At 47.9% G+C, this 15,466-nt stretch carries 9 protein-coding genes and 1 other annotated feature; of the genes, 5 read left to right on the plus strand and 4 right to left on the minus strand.

Going from position 1 to position 15,466, the window contains the following annotated elements:
* Nucleotides 1-4 precede the first annotated feature (4 nt).
* Nucleotides 5-1,255 carry a methyl-accepting chemotaxis protein gene (locus ACAN55_RS05270; protein WP_379129101.1) on the minus strand — a complete coding sequence of 417 codons (1,251 nt, stop codon included), beginning with the start codon at nt 1,253-1,255 and terminating at the stop codon, nt 5-7.
* A gap of 369 nt (nt 1,256-1,624) precedes the next feature.
* Here ACAN55_RS05270 and ACAN55_RS05275 point away from each other — a divergent pair, with 369 nt between their 5' ends.
* Nucleotides 1,625-8,266 (plus strand): glycoside hydrolase family 3 N-terminal domain-containing protein, encoded by a 6,642-nt coding sequence (locus tag ACAN55_RS05275; RefSeq protein WP_379129104.1) that lies wholly within the window; start codon nt 1,625-1,627, stop codon nt 8,264-8,266.
* A gap of 44 nt (nt 8,267-8,310) precedes the next feature.
* Here ACAN55_RS05275 and ACAN55_RS05280 read toward each other — a convergent pair whose 3' ends face one another.
* The gene (locus tag ACAN55_RS05280) at nt 8,311-9,282 is read right to left on the minus strand and encodes a helix-turn-helix transcriptional regulator (RefSeq protein ID WP_379129108.1); all 972 of its coding nucleotides are present in this window, start codon (nt 9,280-9,282) and stop codon (nt 8,311-8,313) included.
* Nucleotides 9,283-9,418: 136 nt separating this feature from the next.
* On the opposite strand from ACAN55_RS05280, the gene ACAN55_RS05285 reads away from it, so the two are divergent.
* Nucleotides 9,419-10,261 (plus strand): SDR family NAD(P)-dependent oxidoreductase, encoded by an 843-nt coding sequence (locus ACAN55_RS05285; protein WP_379129111.1) that lies wholly within the window; start codon nt 9,419-9,421, stop codon nt 10,259-10,261.
* A gap of 90 nt (nt 10,262-10,351) precedes the next feature.
* Here the strand turns inward: ACAN55_RS05285 and serA are convergent, their stop codons facing one another.
* Together serA and ACAN55_RS05295 are read right to left on the minus strand one after the other, a co-directional pair.
* Nucleotides 10,352-11,944 carry a phosphoglycerate dehydrogenase gene (serA, locus tag ACAN55_RS05290; RefSeq protein ID WP_379129114.1) on the minus strand — a complete coding sequence of 531 codons (1,593 nt, stop codon included), beginning with the start codon at nt 11,942-11,944 and terminating at the stop codon, nt 10,352-10,354.
* 303 nt (nt 11,945-12,247) lie between these two features.
* Nucleotides 12,248-12,471, minus strand: a binding site (T-box leader).
* A 126-nt stretch (nt 12,472-12,597) separates the two neighbouring features.
* Nucleotides 12,598-13,500, minus strand: a complete 903-nt coding sequence (locus ACAN55_RS05295; RefSeq protein WP_379129116.1) for a hypothetical protein — start codon at nt 13,498-13,500, stop codon at nt 12,598-12,600.
* Nucleotides 13,501-13,568: 68 nt separating this feature from the next.
* On the opposite strand from ACAN55_RS05295, the gene ACAN55_RS05300 reads away from it, so the two are divergent.
* From ACAN55_RS05300 to ACAN55_RS05310, 3 genes are read left to right on the plus strand one after another with little or no spacing between them, the layout of a single operon-like run.
* Entirely contained in the window at nt 13,569-14,162 is a 594-nt protein-coding gene (locus ACAN55_RS05300) for a CPBP family glutamic-type intramembrane protease (protein WP_379129118.1), read from the plus strand.
* Nucleotides 14,159-14,542 (plus strand): hypothetical protein, encoded by a 384-nt coding sequence (locus tag ACAN55_RS05305; protein WP_379129120.1) that lies wholly within the window; start codon nt 14,159-14,161, stop codon nt 14,540-14,542. The genes ACAN55_RS05300 and ACAN55_RS05305 overlap by 4 nt, the downstream gene beginning before the upstream one ends.
* On the plus strand, nt 14,542-15,375 hold the full coding sequence (locus ACAN55_RS05310; RefSeq protein WP_379129840.1) for a metallophosphoesterase: 834 nt from the start codon (nt 14,542-14,544) through the stop codon (nt 15,373-15,375). The genes ACAN55_RS05305 and ACAN55_RS05310 overlap by 1 nt, the downstream gene beginning before the upstream one ends.
* The last annotated feature ends 91 nt before the right edge of the window (nt 15,376-15,466 follow it).

The raw sequence follows: 15,466 nt of genomic DNA on the forward strand, positions 1-15,466 counted from the left end.
TACCTTAGAATTTGAATACATGGATTGTCTTTTGGAGTTGGAACACGGAATTGGTCATGATTTCTGATTCATCCGCAACTAATTGCAGGGCAGCGATTTGTTCATTCATCGCCGCAGATACTTCCTGGGTACCGGCTGCAGTTTGTTGTGTGATCGCGGATATATTCTGAATGGCACCGGAGATCTTTTGCGCACTTTCAAGCATGATATCACTTTCAGCGGAGAATGCGGAGATCTGCTCCGTAATATATTGGACGCTTTGCACGATCTGGCTGAAGATTTGGGCGGTTTCAGCGATCATTGCATTCTGAACCTGTACGACTTCTTCGTTGATCGCGATATTTTGGGCGGCTTCCTTGATATCATTTTCAATGCTGCGCACCAGGTTGAATACTTCCTTGGTAGATGCGGTTGATTCTTCCGCTAATTTGCGAACCTCCTGGGCAACTACGGCGAAGCCGCGTCCATGCTCTCCGGCCCGTGCCGCTTCGATCGAAGCATTCAACGACAACAGGTTGGTCTGCTCAGCAATTTCAGTAATTGTTTTGGCGATCATTGTAATTCCTTTGGCATTCAAGGACAGGGCATCAATGGTTTCAGCCACCTTTTTCGTGGCTTCAATATTTTTGCGCATGCCGTCTGCTTGGGTTTCTACAGATTGATTACCTTTTTCCACAAGGTCCAGCGTATGTATCGAACGTTTATTCATTTCCTTGGTTGAGTTTGTATAATTGGAAACCTTGATTTCGATATCTCTGATAGATTCAGTCATCTCCGCGATCTCGGAGGAAATTTCATTGGCTCCCAGAGCCAGCTCACTTGAGGAGGAAGCAACCTGGGACATTACAATCTTTAAGCTTTGGTTCTTGTTCTCGATCCCCCGGCTCGCGTCCGTAACCTGTCTTGTCAAATGGGAGGCTTCGGTCAATATTTTCTTCAGCTTGTCGATCATACTGTTGAAGGAGCGGCTGATGTCACCCATCGATCCTGATTCATCGGCTCTGCTTGTGAAGTCTCCTTTAGCAATGCTGTGTGTCACGTTGGATATGTCATCGAATGAAGATGTAAGCGCTCTCTCTATTGCGCGTGAAAGAGGATAAGTTAACCCTGCCAGCAGGAGTACTAGAATCAAACCCGTAAAGATATTGCCCATTACAATGAAAGCCACTAAAACAGGAATTGCAAAAAGGGCAGCAACTAGGTAGCAAGCGGCAATGATTTTTTGTTGTAATGCAAGTTTGTTCATCCAGGCCATAACGATAAGATCCCCCTTAAAAAATTGTTGTTTATTGTATATTATAGGGGTTATCGAAAGTTACGGTCTATTGTAAGAAGTGACATAAATCTTTTGTGAAACTGAAATTATTTGCTCAGGACTACACCAGAAATCCTGGGACTGACTTTATAACACCATCATTTTTTAGAAAAATACCACATAGAATCTAAAAAATGACCCCTACATTTAACCGGTCACTGAAATTAAGCTAGATGAATGATTTTAAATGGCTACGCTTACAAGGTCTAGTCTTCATTTGATTATCAGGAAGGGAGGGTTAGCAGAAGAGTCTATCACAACAAATGTAATCGATTACACAGAAGCTCATTTGAAGGAGGCAATCATGCAATGTTGAAACGCACAATATCCTCGGCAACCGCTTTTCTGCTCCTATGGTCTATGCTTGCTGGAATGCTGCCGGTAACATCACTTGTCTCAGCTTCATCAACAGAAGCACTTGTACCGTATTACAATGCTTCTTTGCCGGTAGAAGAACGTGTGGCAGATTTGCTCGGACGGATGTCTATGGATGAGAAGATCGGTCAGATGGTGCAGGCTGAACGCGCATCGGTTACACCGGAGGATGTAAAAGAATATAAATTAGGTTCTGTCCTTAGCGGCGGGGGCTCATTCCCGAATGGCAAACAATCGGACAGCACTCGTGCGAATTGGGAAGATATGGTGGATGCCTATCAGGCTGGTGCTTTATCTACGCCGCTGGGTATTCCGCTTCTATACGGTGTTGATGCTGTGCACGGTCAGAATAATCTGATTGGGGCAACGTTGTTCCCGCATAATATAGCTTTAGGTGCCACAAGGAATGTGGAGCTTGTTAAGCAGATTGGTGTTGCGACAGCACAGGAGGTTAAGGCTTCGGGTACCAACTGGGCATTTGGGCCAACCATTGCTGATCCGCAAAATGTGAATTGGGGTCGCACCTATGAAGGTTTTAGTGACAATCAGTCCCTTGTAGCGCAAATGGCGTCAGCCTACATTAAGGGCCTGCAGGGTGATACCATTAGTGATTTAAAGAACAGTGATCGGGTTGTCGCAACGGCTAAGCACTTTCTCGGGGAAGGCCTCACCGATAATGGAGTCAACCAGGGTAATGTGTCGGAGATGACTGAGGCGGAGGTTCTTGCTCTGGATCTGCCGATGTACCGGAAGGCGGTAGAAGCAGGCGCTCGGACGGTTATGGCCTCTTACAGCAGCATCCAAGGTATAAAAATGCATGCGAACAAGCGGCTGCTTACCGATGCGCTGAAAGGGACAGAGGAGGGGCAGCTTGGCTTCACAGGATTTGTGATTACGGATTATAATGCCGTGCAGCAAATCACGAAAGACTGGGAAGGTAATGCGGTTAGCGGACTGAAGAATCAGATCAAGACTGCCGTAAATGCAGGCGTTGATATGCTGATGATGCCATCCGACTGGAAAATCACCATGGAGCATCTCAAGGCTCTTGCGGAAAAAGGTGAGATTTCGCAGGAACGCATCGACGACGCGGTCACGCGAATTTTACGGGTGAAATTCGAGTCAGGTGTATTTGAGCATCCAATGACGGATCAAAGTCTTGAAGCCACTTTCGGCTCAGCTTCCCACCGCAGTCTTGCGCAGCAGGCCGTTCGCGAATCACTTGTCCTGCTCAAGAACGACGAGGTGAACGGACAGCCCATTCTCTCCCAGCTTAAGAATATGAGCAAGATCTTTGTCGCAGGCAAAAGTGCTGATGATATCGGCATTCAATCCGGCGGATGGTCCATTACCTGGCAGGGACAGACCGGAAAAATCACACAAGGCACAACGATTCTGCAAGGGATCAAGAACACGGTTCAAGGATCGAAGACGGTTACTTACAATAAGCATGGGCGCGGTGCAGCGGGCAATGATGTAGCAATTGTCGTTATCGGTGAAAAACCGTATGCGGAGAGTAACGGCGATAACTTGAACAGTCTGAAGCTGGATAAGGAAGACATCGCTACGTTAAAGAATATCCGAGATTCGGGCATACCGGCCATTGTAGTTCTCGTCTCCGGCAGACCGCTTATGATAAATGATCAGCTGGGCGACTGGGCAGGTCTCGTAGAAGCATGGCTGCCAGGAACAGAGGGGCAGGGTGTTGCTGATGTCCTGTTTGGCAACTACGACTTCACGGGGAAACTGCCGGTTCGTTGGCCGTTCTATACGGAAGCTTATACTACACCTAAAGCAGGTACCAGCAATCTGGAACAGAAATATATTCTGTTTAATTACGGGTATGGATTGAGCAAAACCCAGACTACACCTGAATTGCCTGAAGTTCCGGCGAAGCCGGGCAATCCGTCCTATGTGAAAGTTGAGGCTGAAAGTTTTACAGCGCAACAAGGCATTCAGTCGGAGAACACCCAGGATACCGGCGGAGGCCAAAACATTGGCTGGACAGAAGCGGGTGACTGGATGGAATATCTGATTGATGTTCCTGCAGCCGGTTCCTTTAATATTGATTTCCGCCATGCGGGGGAAGGAAATAATACCGGATTTAATATTCTCAATGCGGCTGGAGCTCAAATCGGTGAATTATCGGTAAACAGCACAGGTGCGTGGCAGAACTGGAAGACAACCACGGTTAAAGGAGTGCCGCTTGAGGCTGGCATCCAAAAAATCAGGCTGGTGCTCAAAGCAGGGGGAATTAACTTCAACTGGTTTGGGTCGAGTGGTTTCTCACCTGCTGCCAAGCCCGCCGGGGAAGCCGGTACTGTTGCCGAACAAGAAATTATAAAGCCGAAGGCTGTGGAGAATTGGGTCACCACAGAACGGGATTCCGCAGATATCGGATGGTATTACGCGCCACGCTGGCAGGAGGGCGATAAGAAGCTCGAACAGCAAACAAATCTGGATATCACTAAGGCCGGACCGGCTGTAGAAACGAATGTAACGACTATTAACATTAACCCTAATAAGAAGTACCAGTCACTGATGGGGATTGGATCTTCAATGGAAGAATCGACGATTCACAACCTGGTGAAGATGTCATCTGCGAAACAGGATGAAGTGCTGAAGAAGCTGGCCAGCAAGTCCGAAGGTATCGGGATGAGTATGATGCGCGTAACCATCGGGACTGCTGATTTTACCGCTCAGAAATTCTATACCTACGATGATATGCCCGCAGGGCAGACAGATGAAAGCCTGAGCCATTTCTCGATCCAGAAAGATATCGATTACGGTATTATTCCGGCTTTGCAGAAACTTACACAGATCAACCCGCAGATTAAATTTTTCGCATCTCCATGGAGTCCGCCGGGCTGGATGAAGACTACGGACAGCATGGTTAAAGGGCAGGTTAAGGATGAATATCTGCCTGTGCTAGCTGACTACTATGTGAAATTCATACAAGAGTATAAGAAGCAAGGAATTACAATCGAAGCAATGACACTGCAGAATGAGCCTCTGTTGGAGATCGAGTACCCAAGCACGAAAATGCCTTGGCAGCAGGAAGCTGAGCTTGCCAAGCTGCTGAAGCAGAAGCTTGCCGAAGCTGATCTGGGTGTGAAGCTATGGATCTTCGACCATAACCCAAGTGATACCATGTCATATCCGGCGCCTATGCTCGCTGTTGGTGATAACTACGCAGCGATAGACGGAACGGCTTTCCATGACTACGGCGGAGATTTAGGGCTGATGACGGAGCTGCATAATATGTATCCGGAGAAGGATGTGTTTTTGACCGAACGTGCGGTTTGGGGCACCTCCGGAACGGACCGGATGGCACAGTACTTCCGCAATTGGGCACGAAGCTATAATTCATGGGTGCTTATGCTGGATAGCGATATTGCAACCCATCAATGGATTGGCACCCCTGATCCGACCATGTTAATTCAGGATTCATCGAACGTGGATAATTATTGGCTGACACCGGAGTATTATTTCATGGGTCATTTTACAAAGTTCTTGGAGCCGGGCTACACCCGTATCGATAGTAACTATGGAGATAAGGATCATGTAACGAATGTATCCTTCATGAGTCCTGACGAGCAAACGATCGTTACAGTTGTAATCAATCAAACCACTTCACCGCAAACGTTTAAGCTTGTCAGTGACGGTACACAGATAGCGGGAACACTGGCCCCTAAATCCGTCGCAACCTACCGGTGGAATCGTGAGATTCAGAGTAACCCGGGGAATGATCAGGTGCTCAGCGTGACACCGTCGATTGTGGATTATGATGTGAATGACCAAGAAATTACGTTGAACCTAAGTGGTGGCAAGTTTAACAGTGACAATGTGGAGGATATTTCGATCTCTGGAACGGCGGCTGCGAAGGGAGTAACGGTAACCACGGTTACCTATGCAACTTACAACCCTGATACAGTTAAAGTAAAACTCGGCTGGGATGGAACTCCATATTACAACGATTTGAGTCTCAAGGTGAATGTTCCCCCTTCAGCCTATTCTGATTCTGCCAGCGGCAAGACGCTTTCAGCAGAGGTGAAGCTTACAGGAACAGGAACCGCAACACCGGCTGCCGATTTGCCTGGAATGGTCAATTCGGCTCAATATTACCGGTTCTCAGGAGTGAACTTTACGGATGGGTGGAAGTTTACGGATATTGGCCCGGGCGACTGGATTGATTTCAAGGTGAATGTACCGAAAGACGGCCAATATACTCTTACTCTGAATGCTGTGGTGCTAAGTGGTGGAGGCAGCTCGTTCCAGCTGAAATCGGCTGATACTGCGCTGGCCACGTTCAATATTCCATCTGGACCCAACAATTGGAATCATATTCGTACCTCGGCAGATTTGAAAGCCGGAGAACAGATCTTCAGGATAGCCGGCAGCAATGGGATCTTCGAAATGCAGAATATCAAAGTAGATGAGGTTGCCCCGCTTACGGCTGGGGTGGATGGAATTTTGCTGGTAGAGGCGGAGAGCTTTATCAAAGCCGGGCAGAATGTCATTCAGGTTGGTGATACGATCTCCAATCTTGGTTACACGGTCGCAGGAACTTATATGGAGTACCCGCTTACCATTGCGGAAACTGGATACTATCAGGTGAAATACAGCTATGCCACCACACAAGGAGGAGTCTCTGTATCACTTCTCTCTGATAATCAGGCTAAAGGAGTAACAAGTCTGCCAAGCACCGGAGGCTGGGGCAGCTATGCAAGTGTGGCATCGGTCGTTCATTTGGAAGCCGGAACACCAATCATTCGGCTTGTCCTTAACGGTGACGGGGCGAATCTGGATAAGTTCCAACTGGTCAAGACGAATTTCGTTCCCTCACCTGTACTTGATAAGGCTGCAGCTCCCCGTGTATCCCATGAAGCGGGCCAAAAGGGTGACGAGCAAATCATTACACTTGGTTCCAGTATCGCTGGCGCCAAGATCTATTACACCACAGATGGAACTCTGCCGACAAAGGATAGCATAAGGTACTCCGGTCCGGTTACCATTTCACCGTCAAAGGTCCTTCGGGCTATTACGGTTGTGGAAGGGATGGCGGACAGCTATATCTCCTTCTCTGCAGCAGCAACGGCACCACCGAAGGCTAGTCCGGGTACTGGAACTTACAACAATCGGATTAGCGTAAATCTGACCAGCAAAACGGCAGGGGCGGCCATTTATTTTACGGTGGACGGTACTGCGCCGACAACATCAAGCACCTTATATTCAGGACCTATTTCCGTGAATTCTGACACTATCGTTAAAGCGATTGCCATCAAAGACGGCATGAACCATAGCGATGTCGGCGAGTTTGTATACACGATTGCCAGCCCGGGCGGTAACCAGGGAACGAATCAAAGTTCGAATACAGGTACAGTATCAGCCGATAACGGGCAGAAGCCAGTGATCAAAGCTCCACAGCCTGTCTTAAATCCGGCCACAGGTCATGCCACATCAACGATAGCAGGAGCTGATCTAAACAGCGCTCTTGATGCGGCGAAACCTACGGACCGGGGAGTTAAGACAGTCTCTATCGAAATCGCAGAGCTTCCTGGACAAAATGCATACGAGATTATTCTTCCTTCCGCTAATTTGTCCGGCAGCAGCTTAACAGCAAACCTTGAAATTGTTACAGGCATTGGGGTGATCGTGTTACCAAGCAATATGCTTGAAGGCGCAGCTCTGGCTGGTGCCGCCAACGTTGGAGTGACCATTCAGGCAGCGGACACTAAGAAACTTGATCCTGCGACTCTAGATCAGCTTGGACAGCGTCCGGTTATTGAGCTGACTTTGAGAGCCGGCAATCAAACCATAGCATGGAATAATGCAGAGGCACCGGTTACCGTGTCCATTCCTTACAAACCAACGGCAGCAGAATTTGCCAACAGTGGACATATCACCGTCTGGTATATTGATGGTCAGGGGAATCTGGTACCCGTTCCGAGCGGCCGCTATGACGACAAAGCTGGAACAGTGACCTTTACCACGACACACTTCAGTCAATACGCAGTAGCTTATGTCAACAAATCGTTTGCAGATATCGGCAAATTCGGATGGGCCAAAGAGGCGATTGAAGTGATGGCTTCCAAAGGGGTAATCAGCGGTACATCCGACACTGCGTTTACCCCGGATGCTCAAATCAAAAGAGCAGACTTCATTCTGTTATTGGTGAAGGCGCTTGGCATCACAGGAACAGCAGACGGAAATTTTACCGATGTTAAATCTTCAGCCTATTACTCTGATGCTGTCGGCATCGCCAAGAAGCTCGGGATTGTTCAGGGAAAAGGCGGTAATGTCTTCGAACCTGAGGCAAACATCACGAGACAAGAAATGATGGCACTGGCTGCAAGAGCACTCGATACTGCTAAGATCGGGCTGGAAGAGGGGACTTCTGAAAATCTGAAAGGATTTAGTGATGCTTCTCAAATAGCTCCATACGCTGTAGAAAGTGTTGCCACCCTAGTCAAGACCGGCATCATATCCGGTAACGGTACCCGCGTGAATCCGCTGGGGAATGCTACCCGGGCAGAGGCAGCTGTAATGATCTATAAGATGTACAATCTTCAATAACATCAAACCAGCAAGTCTCCGAAGTAATGGAGGCTTGCTGGTTTTTAGTTGGAGTCTATAGTGCGGCTAAGACCCAGTAAGACTGTTTGTAGAGCTGCATTCAACACCTCGGCGTGCAGTTCATCCGGAGAGTTGATGATTACATTCGGACCGTAGGATAACAGGATTCGGCAGGCGTACTCCTGTGTGTTGAACTCAACCTCCGCATTCACCCATCCGGATCCGGTAGATTCAGCTTTGGAGAGAACCGTTACATAACGTTCATGACTCAAATCCTGAAAAGAAGTTGTTTTTATCGAAATGTTGGCCTGATAACGGGGGAGTGTCGACTTAAAGGATATTTTAGAAGACTCCCAATAGCTGGGGAGATCAAATCCATCCGGACGTACAAAAACTTCCTCCGAGATAACCGCATTGAGAATTCTGGATACCCGGTAACTCCTGAACTGGTCATCATGCAGACCGACGGCATACCAAACCCCGCGCTTGACTACCAGTCCGAGCAGTCCAATAAGCCTTTCCTTGCTCTCACCGTTTCTGTGATAGGTTATGTTAACTTTTCGATCTTCCCAAAGGGCATCCTGCAGCAAAGAAAGATAAGGAAAGGATTCCCCGGACGAAAGCCAGCCTTCCCCGTCCACATGGATACGCTGGCTGAAATAACTCGCGGAGAAGCTCTTGCCGCCGGAGGAGGCAGCATCCAGCTTTTGTGCAGCAGCCATGAATTCCTCCTGAATGCCGAGATCCTTAAGGATCGCAGGATCAGCTGATAGAAGCAGGGAAGCCATTTCTTTGGGCTTCATGCCGGTCAGTGAGGTGCGGTAACCCTCCGTCAGCATCCAGCCGCCCTGTCTTCCGCGTTCAGCCAGAACTGGAATTCCTACGGCACTCAAGGCTTCCATATCCCTGAAAATCGTCCGTTCTGACGTTTCCAAGAGCTCAGCGAGTTCTTTGGAGGTCATTTTTCCGCGGGTTTGCAGCAGCAGCAGCAAGGTTAACAAACGGTCAGCCCGCAACAGTATCCACTCCTTATAATCATAGGATAAATATTTTAACTATTTTAAGTGTATCATATTAATATGACAGTTGATGACATATATAATCCGTATACTTGAGATATGAACGATTAAATTCAGGAAAAGAGGTAGGAAGATGAAGTCACTCCAAGGTAAGACCGCGCTGGTCACCGGAGGAAGCAGGGGAGCGGGCAGAGGTATCGCCCTGGAACTTGCGAAGGCGGGCGCATATGTGTATGTCACTGGCCGAACGACCGCAGCCGAGGCGGCCATCCGAAATGCAGGCGACATAGACAGTACCATACGGGAGATTCATGATGAAGGGGGTGAAGGTACTGCCATCCGCTGTGACCATACCATAGATGTGGAGACAGAGCGGGTTATCCGGCAAATTGAAGCAGAGCGGGGCAGACTGGATATTCTGGTCAACAATGTGTGGGGGGGTAATGAGCTGAGCATCGATATTAAGCCGTTCTGGGAACAGCCTGTCGCGCACTGGGACAATATGTTCACTTCAGGAGTTCGTGGTCAGCTCATGACCAATTATTACGCCATACCGCTTATGCGCCGCAATTCTGAGGGCGGAATCATTATCCATACTACTTACTGGGATGATTACAAGTACATCGGTAACTTTTATTATGATCTGTCTAAAAATGCACTGGTGCGCATGGCATTTGGGTTGTCGGAGGAACTGAGAGCAGATGGTATCGCCGTTATCCCATTATCGCCAGGCTGGATGCGGACGGAGCTTGTATTGAGAAGCCTAAATACCGATGAAGAACATTGGCGTGAGGTGGAGGAGCTGCATAGCTCCGAGTCTACACACTACATCGGACGAGCGGTCTGCGCACTGGCTGCTGATCCGTCAAACCTGATCAAGTCCGGACATCCTCAGCAGGTTGGGGTGCTTGCCATAGAATATGGTTTCACCGATATTGACGGAAGACAGGTTCCGGTATTCAAAATTCCGGAGTAGTCCTAAATAGCTGTGGTAATAGAATGGGGTGCCCTGCCAGCTGATTGCAGCTAGCGGGCACCCCATGTTTTTTCTCATACAATGTTTAGGTTACAGCAGAATAACTTCTTCCGCATTATTAACTTGTGGCAGGCTGGCCAGGCTGTTCAGCACATCCGCCGGTACTGCCTTATCGACAGTCAGCAGCATGATAGCGGCACCTCCGACGATCTTCCGTCCCACCTGCATGGATGCAATGTTGACATCGTTCTGGCCGAGCAATGTTCCCACAAGACCGATGATACCTGGCTTATCGTTGTGGGAGATGAAGATTTGATGACCTTCCGGAGCGATATCTACAGGGAATTTGTTCAGCTGTACAATACGCTCTCCATAGCCTTGAAGCAGTGTGCCGGCTACGAGCTGTTCCTCGCCGCTCTCTGTCTTCAGGGTAACCGTCAACAGATTGGTGAAGCCCTGTGTCTTGGATGCCTTGGACACAACTACATTAACGTCCCGTGTCTTCGCAAGATGCATGGAGTTGACGATGTTAACGTCACCGGCAAAATGACGGGATAGCACACCCTTCACAATGTATCGGGTCAACGGCTGAGTATCGACATCAGAGAGATCGCCCGCATAGTTCACATGAATTTCATTGATGGCACCTTCTGTAATCTGCGTTACGAAACTGCCGAGCTTCTCTCCCAGAGTAAAGTAAGGTTGAAGCTTCTTCATGACGGCCGGAGCAACCGGCGGGATGTTCACGGCGTTGATGAACGGCTCATTCCGCAGAATGTGAAGTACCTGCTCCGATACATCGATCGCAACGTTCTCCTGCGCTTCTACTGTGGATGCTCCAAGGTGAGGTGTCACAATGATCTTCGGATGGGACAGGAATGGGTGATCCGCTTCAGGCGGCTCCTTCTCAAATACGTCGAATGCAGCTCCTGCAACAATGCCGCTATCGATGGCTTCAACGAGGGCCAACTCGTCGATGACGCCGCCACGGGCACAGTTGATGATGCGCATTCCTTTTTTCATTACCTCAAATTGCGGACGCGAGATCATATGTTTCGTCTCAGGAGTCAAAGGTGTATGGACGGTGATGAAATCCGCATTGCGGACAATGTCATCCACAGAGGCTAGTTGAACTTCCATTTTCTCTGCACGGTCTGCTGTGAGGAACGGGTCATAAGCCAGAATGTCCATGCCGAATGCTTTTGCACGTTTGGCAACTTCACTGCCGATCCGTCCCATTCCCAGCACACCTAATGTTTTGCCGCGCAGCTCAACGCCAAGAAATGATTTCTTATCCCAGGTTCCACTGATCGTTTTAGCGTAAGCTTGAGGAATATGACGGGCTAGAGCCATCATCATAGCAAAAGCATGCTCGCACGTTGTAATGGTATTGCCGTCCGGCGCATTGATTACAACAATACCGCGTTTAGTAGCAGCCTCTAGTTTAATATTGTCAACACCGACGCCTGCGCGTCCAATGACTTTCAGCTTCTCCCCAGCTTCAATAATTTTATCCGTAACTGTGGTTTGACTGCGTACCAGCAAACCGTCGTATTCCCCGATGATCGCAATGAGTTCATCTTCGCTGAGCCCCGTTTTTTTGTCTACCGTCACGTCACTTGCATCCATAAGCTTCTGAATACCCAAATCGCTAATCGGATCCGATACCAATACTTTGAACATGTTCTCTTTTCCTCCTTAAATTAAAAAGCATAATATGTTGAGGATGCCCTGATAGGACTCTCCACAGTACCAAAAAGGAATGTTCATGCTGATGTTCGTAACAAAATGGCAATTAAACGTTGATTCAACGCGGTGCCGCGCAAAAGAAAAGAGGTGGACAAGGGCCGGGTATCGGCTGAGAAGCCTGGCTTCCTCGTAGCAAAGAGCCTTATTCATTGTCTGGTAGTCAAAGGTTGCTTCATACCAGCAGCCGTGAGAGTGTTAAATACAACAAAAAGACCCACACCCCATACTAATGCCATAGTAAGGGACGAGAGTCGTCGTGGTACCACCCTAATTCACTGCGATAACATCGCAGCCTCATCGGCCTACAAAGGCCGCACTGGTAACGGAGATGATCCGATTGCACCTACTGTAAGTTCGGCACAATATCTCAAGAGCGCTAAAGAAAACTGTCCGCCACCGGTTTGCACCAACCACCGGCTCTCTGAGGACCTTCAGTTTCTTTGTTCCATCATCGGTTTGTTGTGATTAATTTTTCATAATGTAACATGGTGGCGCAAGATATGTCAATAGGTTAAATACTCCAGCTTTGAGGCCGGAGTGTATGCTTGAAGTGACCTTCATTTTTCGTTATGATGCAATAACTGGCGCTACTCGTAGAAGAACGGAAGCTGGGGAACGGTTTCCTTGCCGTAGTACTGATCCCGCCATTTGATGAAATCTTGTTCCTGTATTGCACCGGTGGAGATCAGCAGTGAAACCGAGGATTGCACATCCTTGAGGTTCAGACTGCTGGCGGTACCTGAATAGATTAGGTCGTCAATTTTGGCCGTAATATCCTGCGGATCATATCCAGCGTAAATATCATGGTTCATCATCAAATTAGCGATTGTCGCATTCTTGAGGAGCAGAGGCATTTTCTTCCACTCGATAAAGTTGAGGGACTTGGCTTCGGTAAGCTGTGACGGAATTTTGCTGTTGGTTTTTGAACCCCATTTCAGCATGGATACATAGAAATCCTTTTGGGCCTGAAGTCCATACTTCATCGCGTTGGTCGTAAAGGTATTACTTTTCAGTAATTTTGCCGTTTCGGAGCCCGTGGCTCCTGCTGTTACTTTATCGGATGCCTGAGAGAAGAGCGTCAAACTTTTCAGTATGTTTAGCTGTGATTCCTGCAACAATGGTGAATTTTTAAAGATGGAATCCTGATTTACTTTCTTATACTGCTTGTCTGCAAGAATGCCGAGATTCTTGAGGATGGCTTTATTTTCACGAGAATCTGAAGTGCGCGAGAGCTTATCCACCTCATCATTCCAATCACGCTTGAATTCCCGGTAAGGCAAAAATACGTTATGATAGAACGTAACGAGATCTTGCTGCTGATATGACCCTGAAAATTCTTCGGCTGCTTCAGCATTTAAGCGAGTGTATTTGGTCTCCATTTTGTCTGCGCCTACCTTCACACCGGTAAAAAAGGCCGCGAATGCTGAGATGAGAAAGAATAAAAAACCTAAAGAGTATAACATTTGAGTGCGGGAGGTACGGCTCTTCATAATAAGTGCTCCTTTATCTATGGGGAATTAGCTTTATACAAATAAATATCAAGAACAGGCAGGTTATGATGAAAAAATTTAAATTTGACGAAATAAAAATAAAAAAAGTATCGCCTCAGAACTTAACAGAGCGCTTGCTTTTGGTAAATCTGTATTTTACACAGGGTCTTACACTATTTATCGGCTTGATCTGGATTTTATTTCAGAAAAGAAACCCATTAACAGTATTAAATTTTCCGGACAGTGGACATTTTGTGGCATGGGGTTTAGGGTTGGCCGGAATTATGCTGGTTGTGGACTTCTTTTTGACCTATATTGTTCCCGAAGAGAGTATGGATGATGGAGGCATTAACCAACTATTGTTCCGCGGACGACCGTTTTGGCATATTGTGCTTATAGCGGCAGTGGTCTCCATTTGCGAGGAACTGTTATTCCGGGGTGCCATTCAACATTCCTTTGGTCCCTACTGGACAAGTATCTTGTTCGCAGTAATTCATGTCCGTTATTTACGCCATTGGATCCCCACCGGATGGGTATTCTTAAGCAGTTACGGGCTCGGATACATCTATATTCATTCGGGAAGCCTGTGGGCCCCGATTTTATGCCATTTCATCATTGATCTGATCTCAGGATTGATAATCCGCTACAGGAGGGAATCATGAGCGAGGAACTCAGCCGGGTGAAATCCCGCAAGAAACAGTATAAGGTCGAAGAGCAGCCTTCTGTCAAAGCACAAAAAGATGAACAAATTGAGAAGAGTACAATAGAGACTGGAACTCAGGACACCGGAATTCTCTCAAGGAGAAACCGGTCAAAGGTACAATCCAAATCGGATAAAGCTGAACAAGCGGTCATGCAGCGGAAAAATAATGGGGCGGATGGCGAAATGCCACCGTCCCGTTCCAAAACCTATACCTCGGAGCGGGTGCGACTGAGTAAAATGTTCGTTAACTCGCTTATATTTTTATTTGTCACACTGCTTATTCTGCTCCTTTGGTGGGGTATTGAAGGTGCTCCGGAGCTGAGGACATTGTGGCGATAATGCTTACTACGCTTGGTGTTGTCTTGGTTATTGGTGCTGTTTCATTCATAGTAGCGATGATGATACAGGCCTTTGGGAGCAGAATTATTGCCGAGGAAATAGTTCTGGATACACTTCCGCAACCGTTTGACGGATTTCGGGTTTTGTTTATCACAGACATTCATCGCCGGCGTCTTCCTTCAACTAAATTATCTGTTCTGAAGGGGAAGGTTGATGTTGTCCTTGTTGGTGGTGATCTTACTGAACGTAACAGCCCTTTACAGCGGCTTGGCGATAATATGACTTTGCTTGCTTCAATTGCACCTCTTTATGTAGTGTATGGCAACCATGATTATAATGCTGCAACAGTCCTCATAGACGACATCATCCGGGGCAAGGGCGGACATGTGCTGTTGAATGAGCATGTGCCCCTCTATAGAGAGGATGCCGCTATATGGCTAACAGGTGTCGATTATCCGCACAGTGGAGGAAAGAGACCTTATGCTTCTCTACCTCCTCTTCCTGACAATACACAATCTGTATTCCGCCTTCTATTGGTACATGATCCGTTCTGGTTGGCATTGAATTCTGAAGTACCTGCAGATCTGGTTCTCGCCGGACACACGCATGGCGGACAGATCGTACTTCCTTTAATCGGTAAAAGGCACGTTGAAAGGTTCTATCGCGCCTACGATGCCGGGATGTTCCAGTGGCCCCAAAAAGGCGGGGGTTTCGCCAAGGTGCTGATCAGCCGCGGCTTCGGCACATCCCATCTCCCCTTGCGTTGGGGCAGCCCCGCCGAGATGCATATCATCACCCTCCGCCGCAACCCCAAACAGCACGCTTCTGATTAATCAGAGCGTGCTGTTTTATATTCGCCCATGGAGCATAATGGCCACGGGCCTATAATTCTCCTCATTCCAGAGGGTTTGAAGTAGTGGGCTC

The organism is Paenibacillus oryziterrae (assembly GCF_042610485.1).
Lineage (GTDB): Bacteria > Bacillota > Bacilli > Paenibacillales > Paenibacillaceae > Paenibacillus_AQ.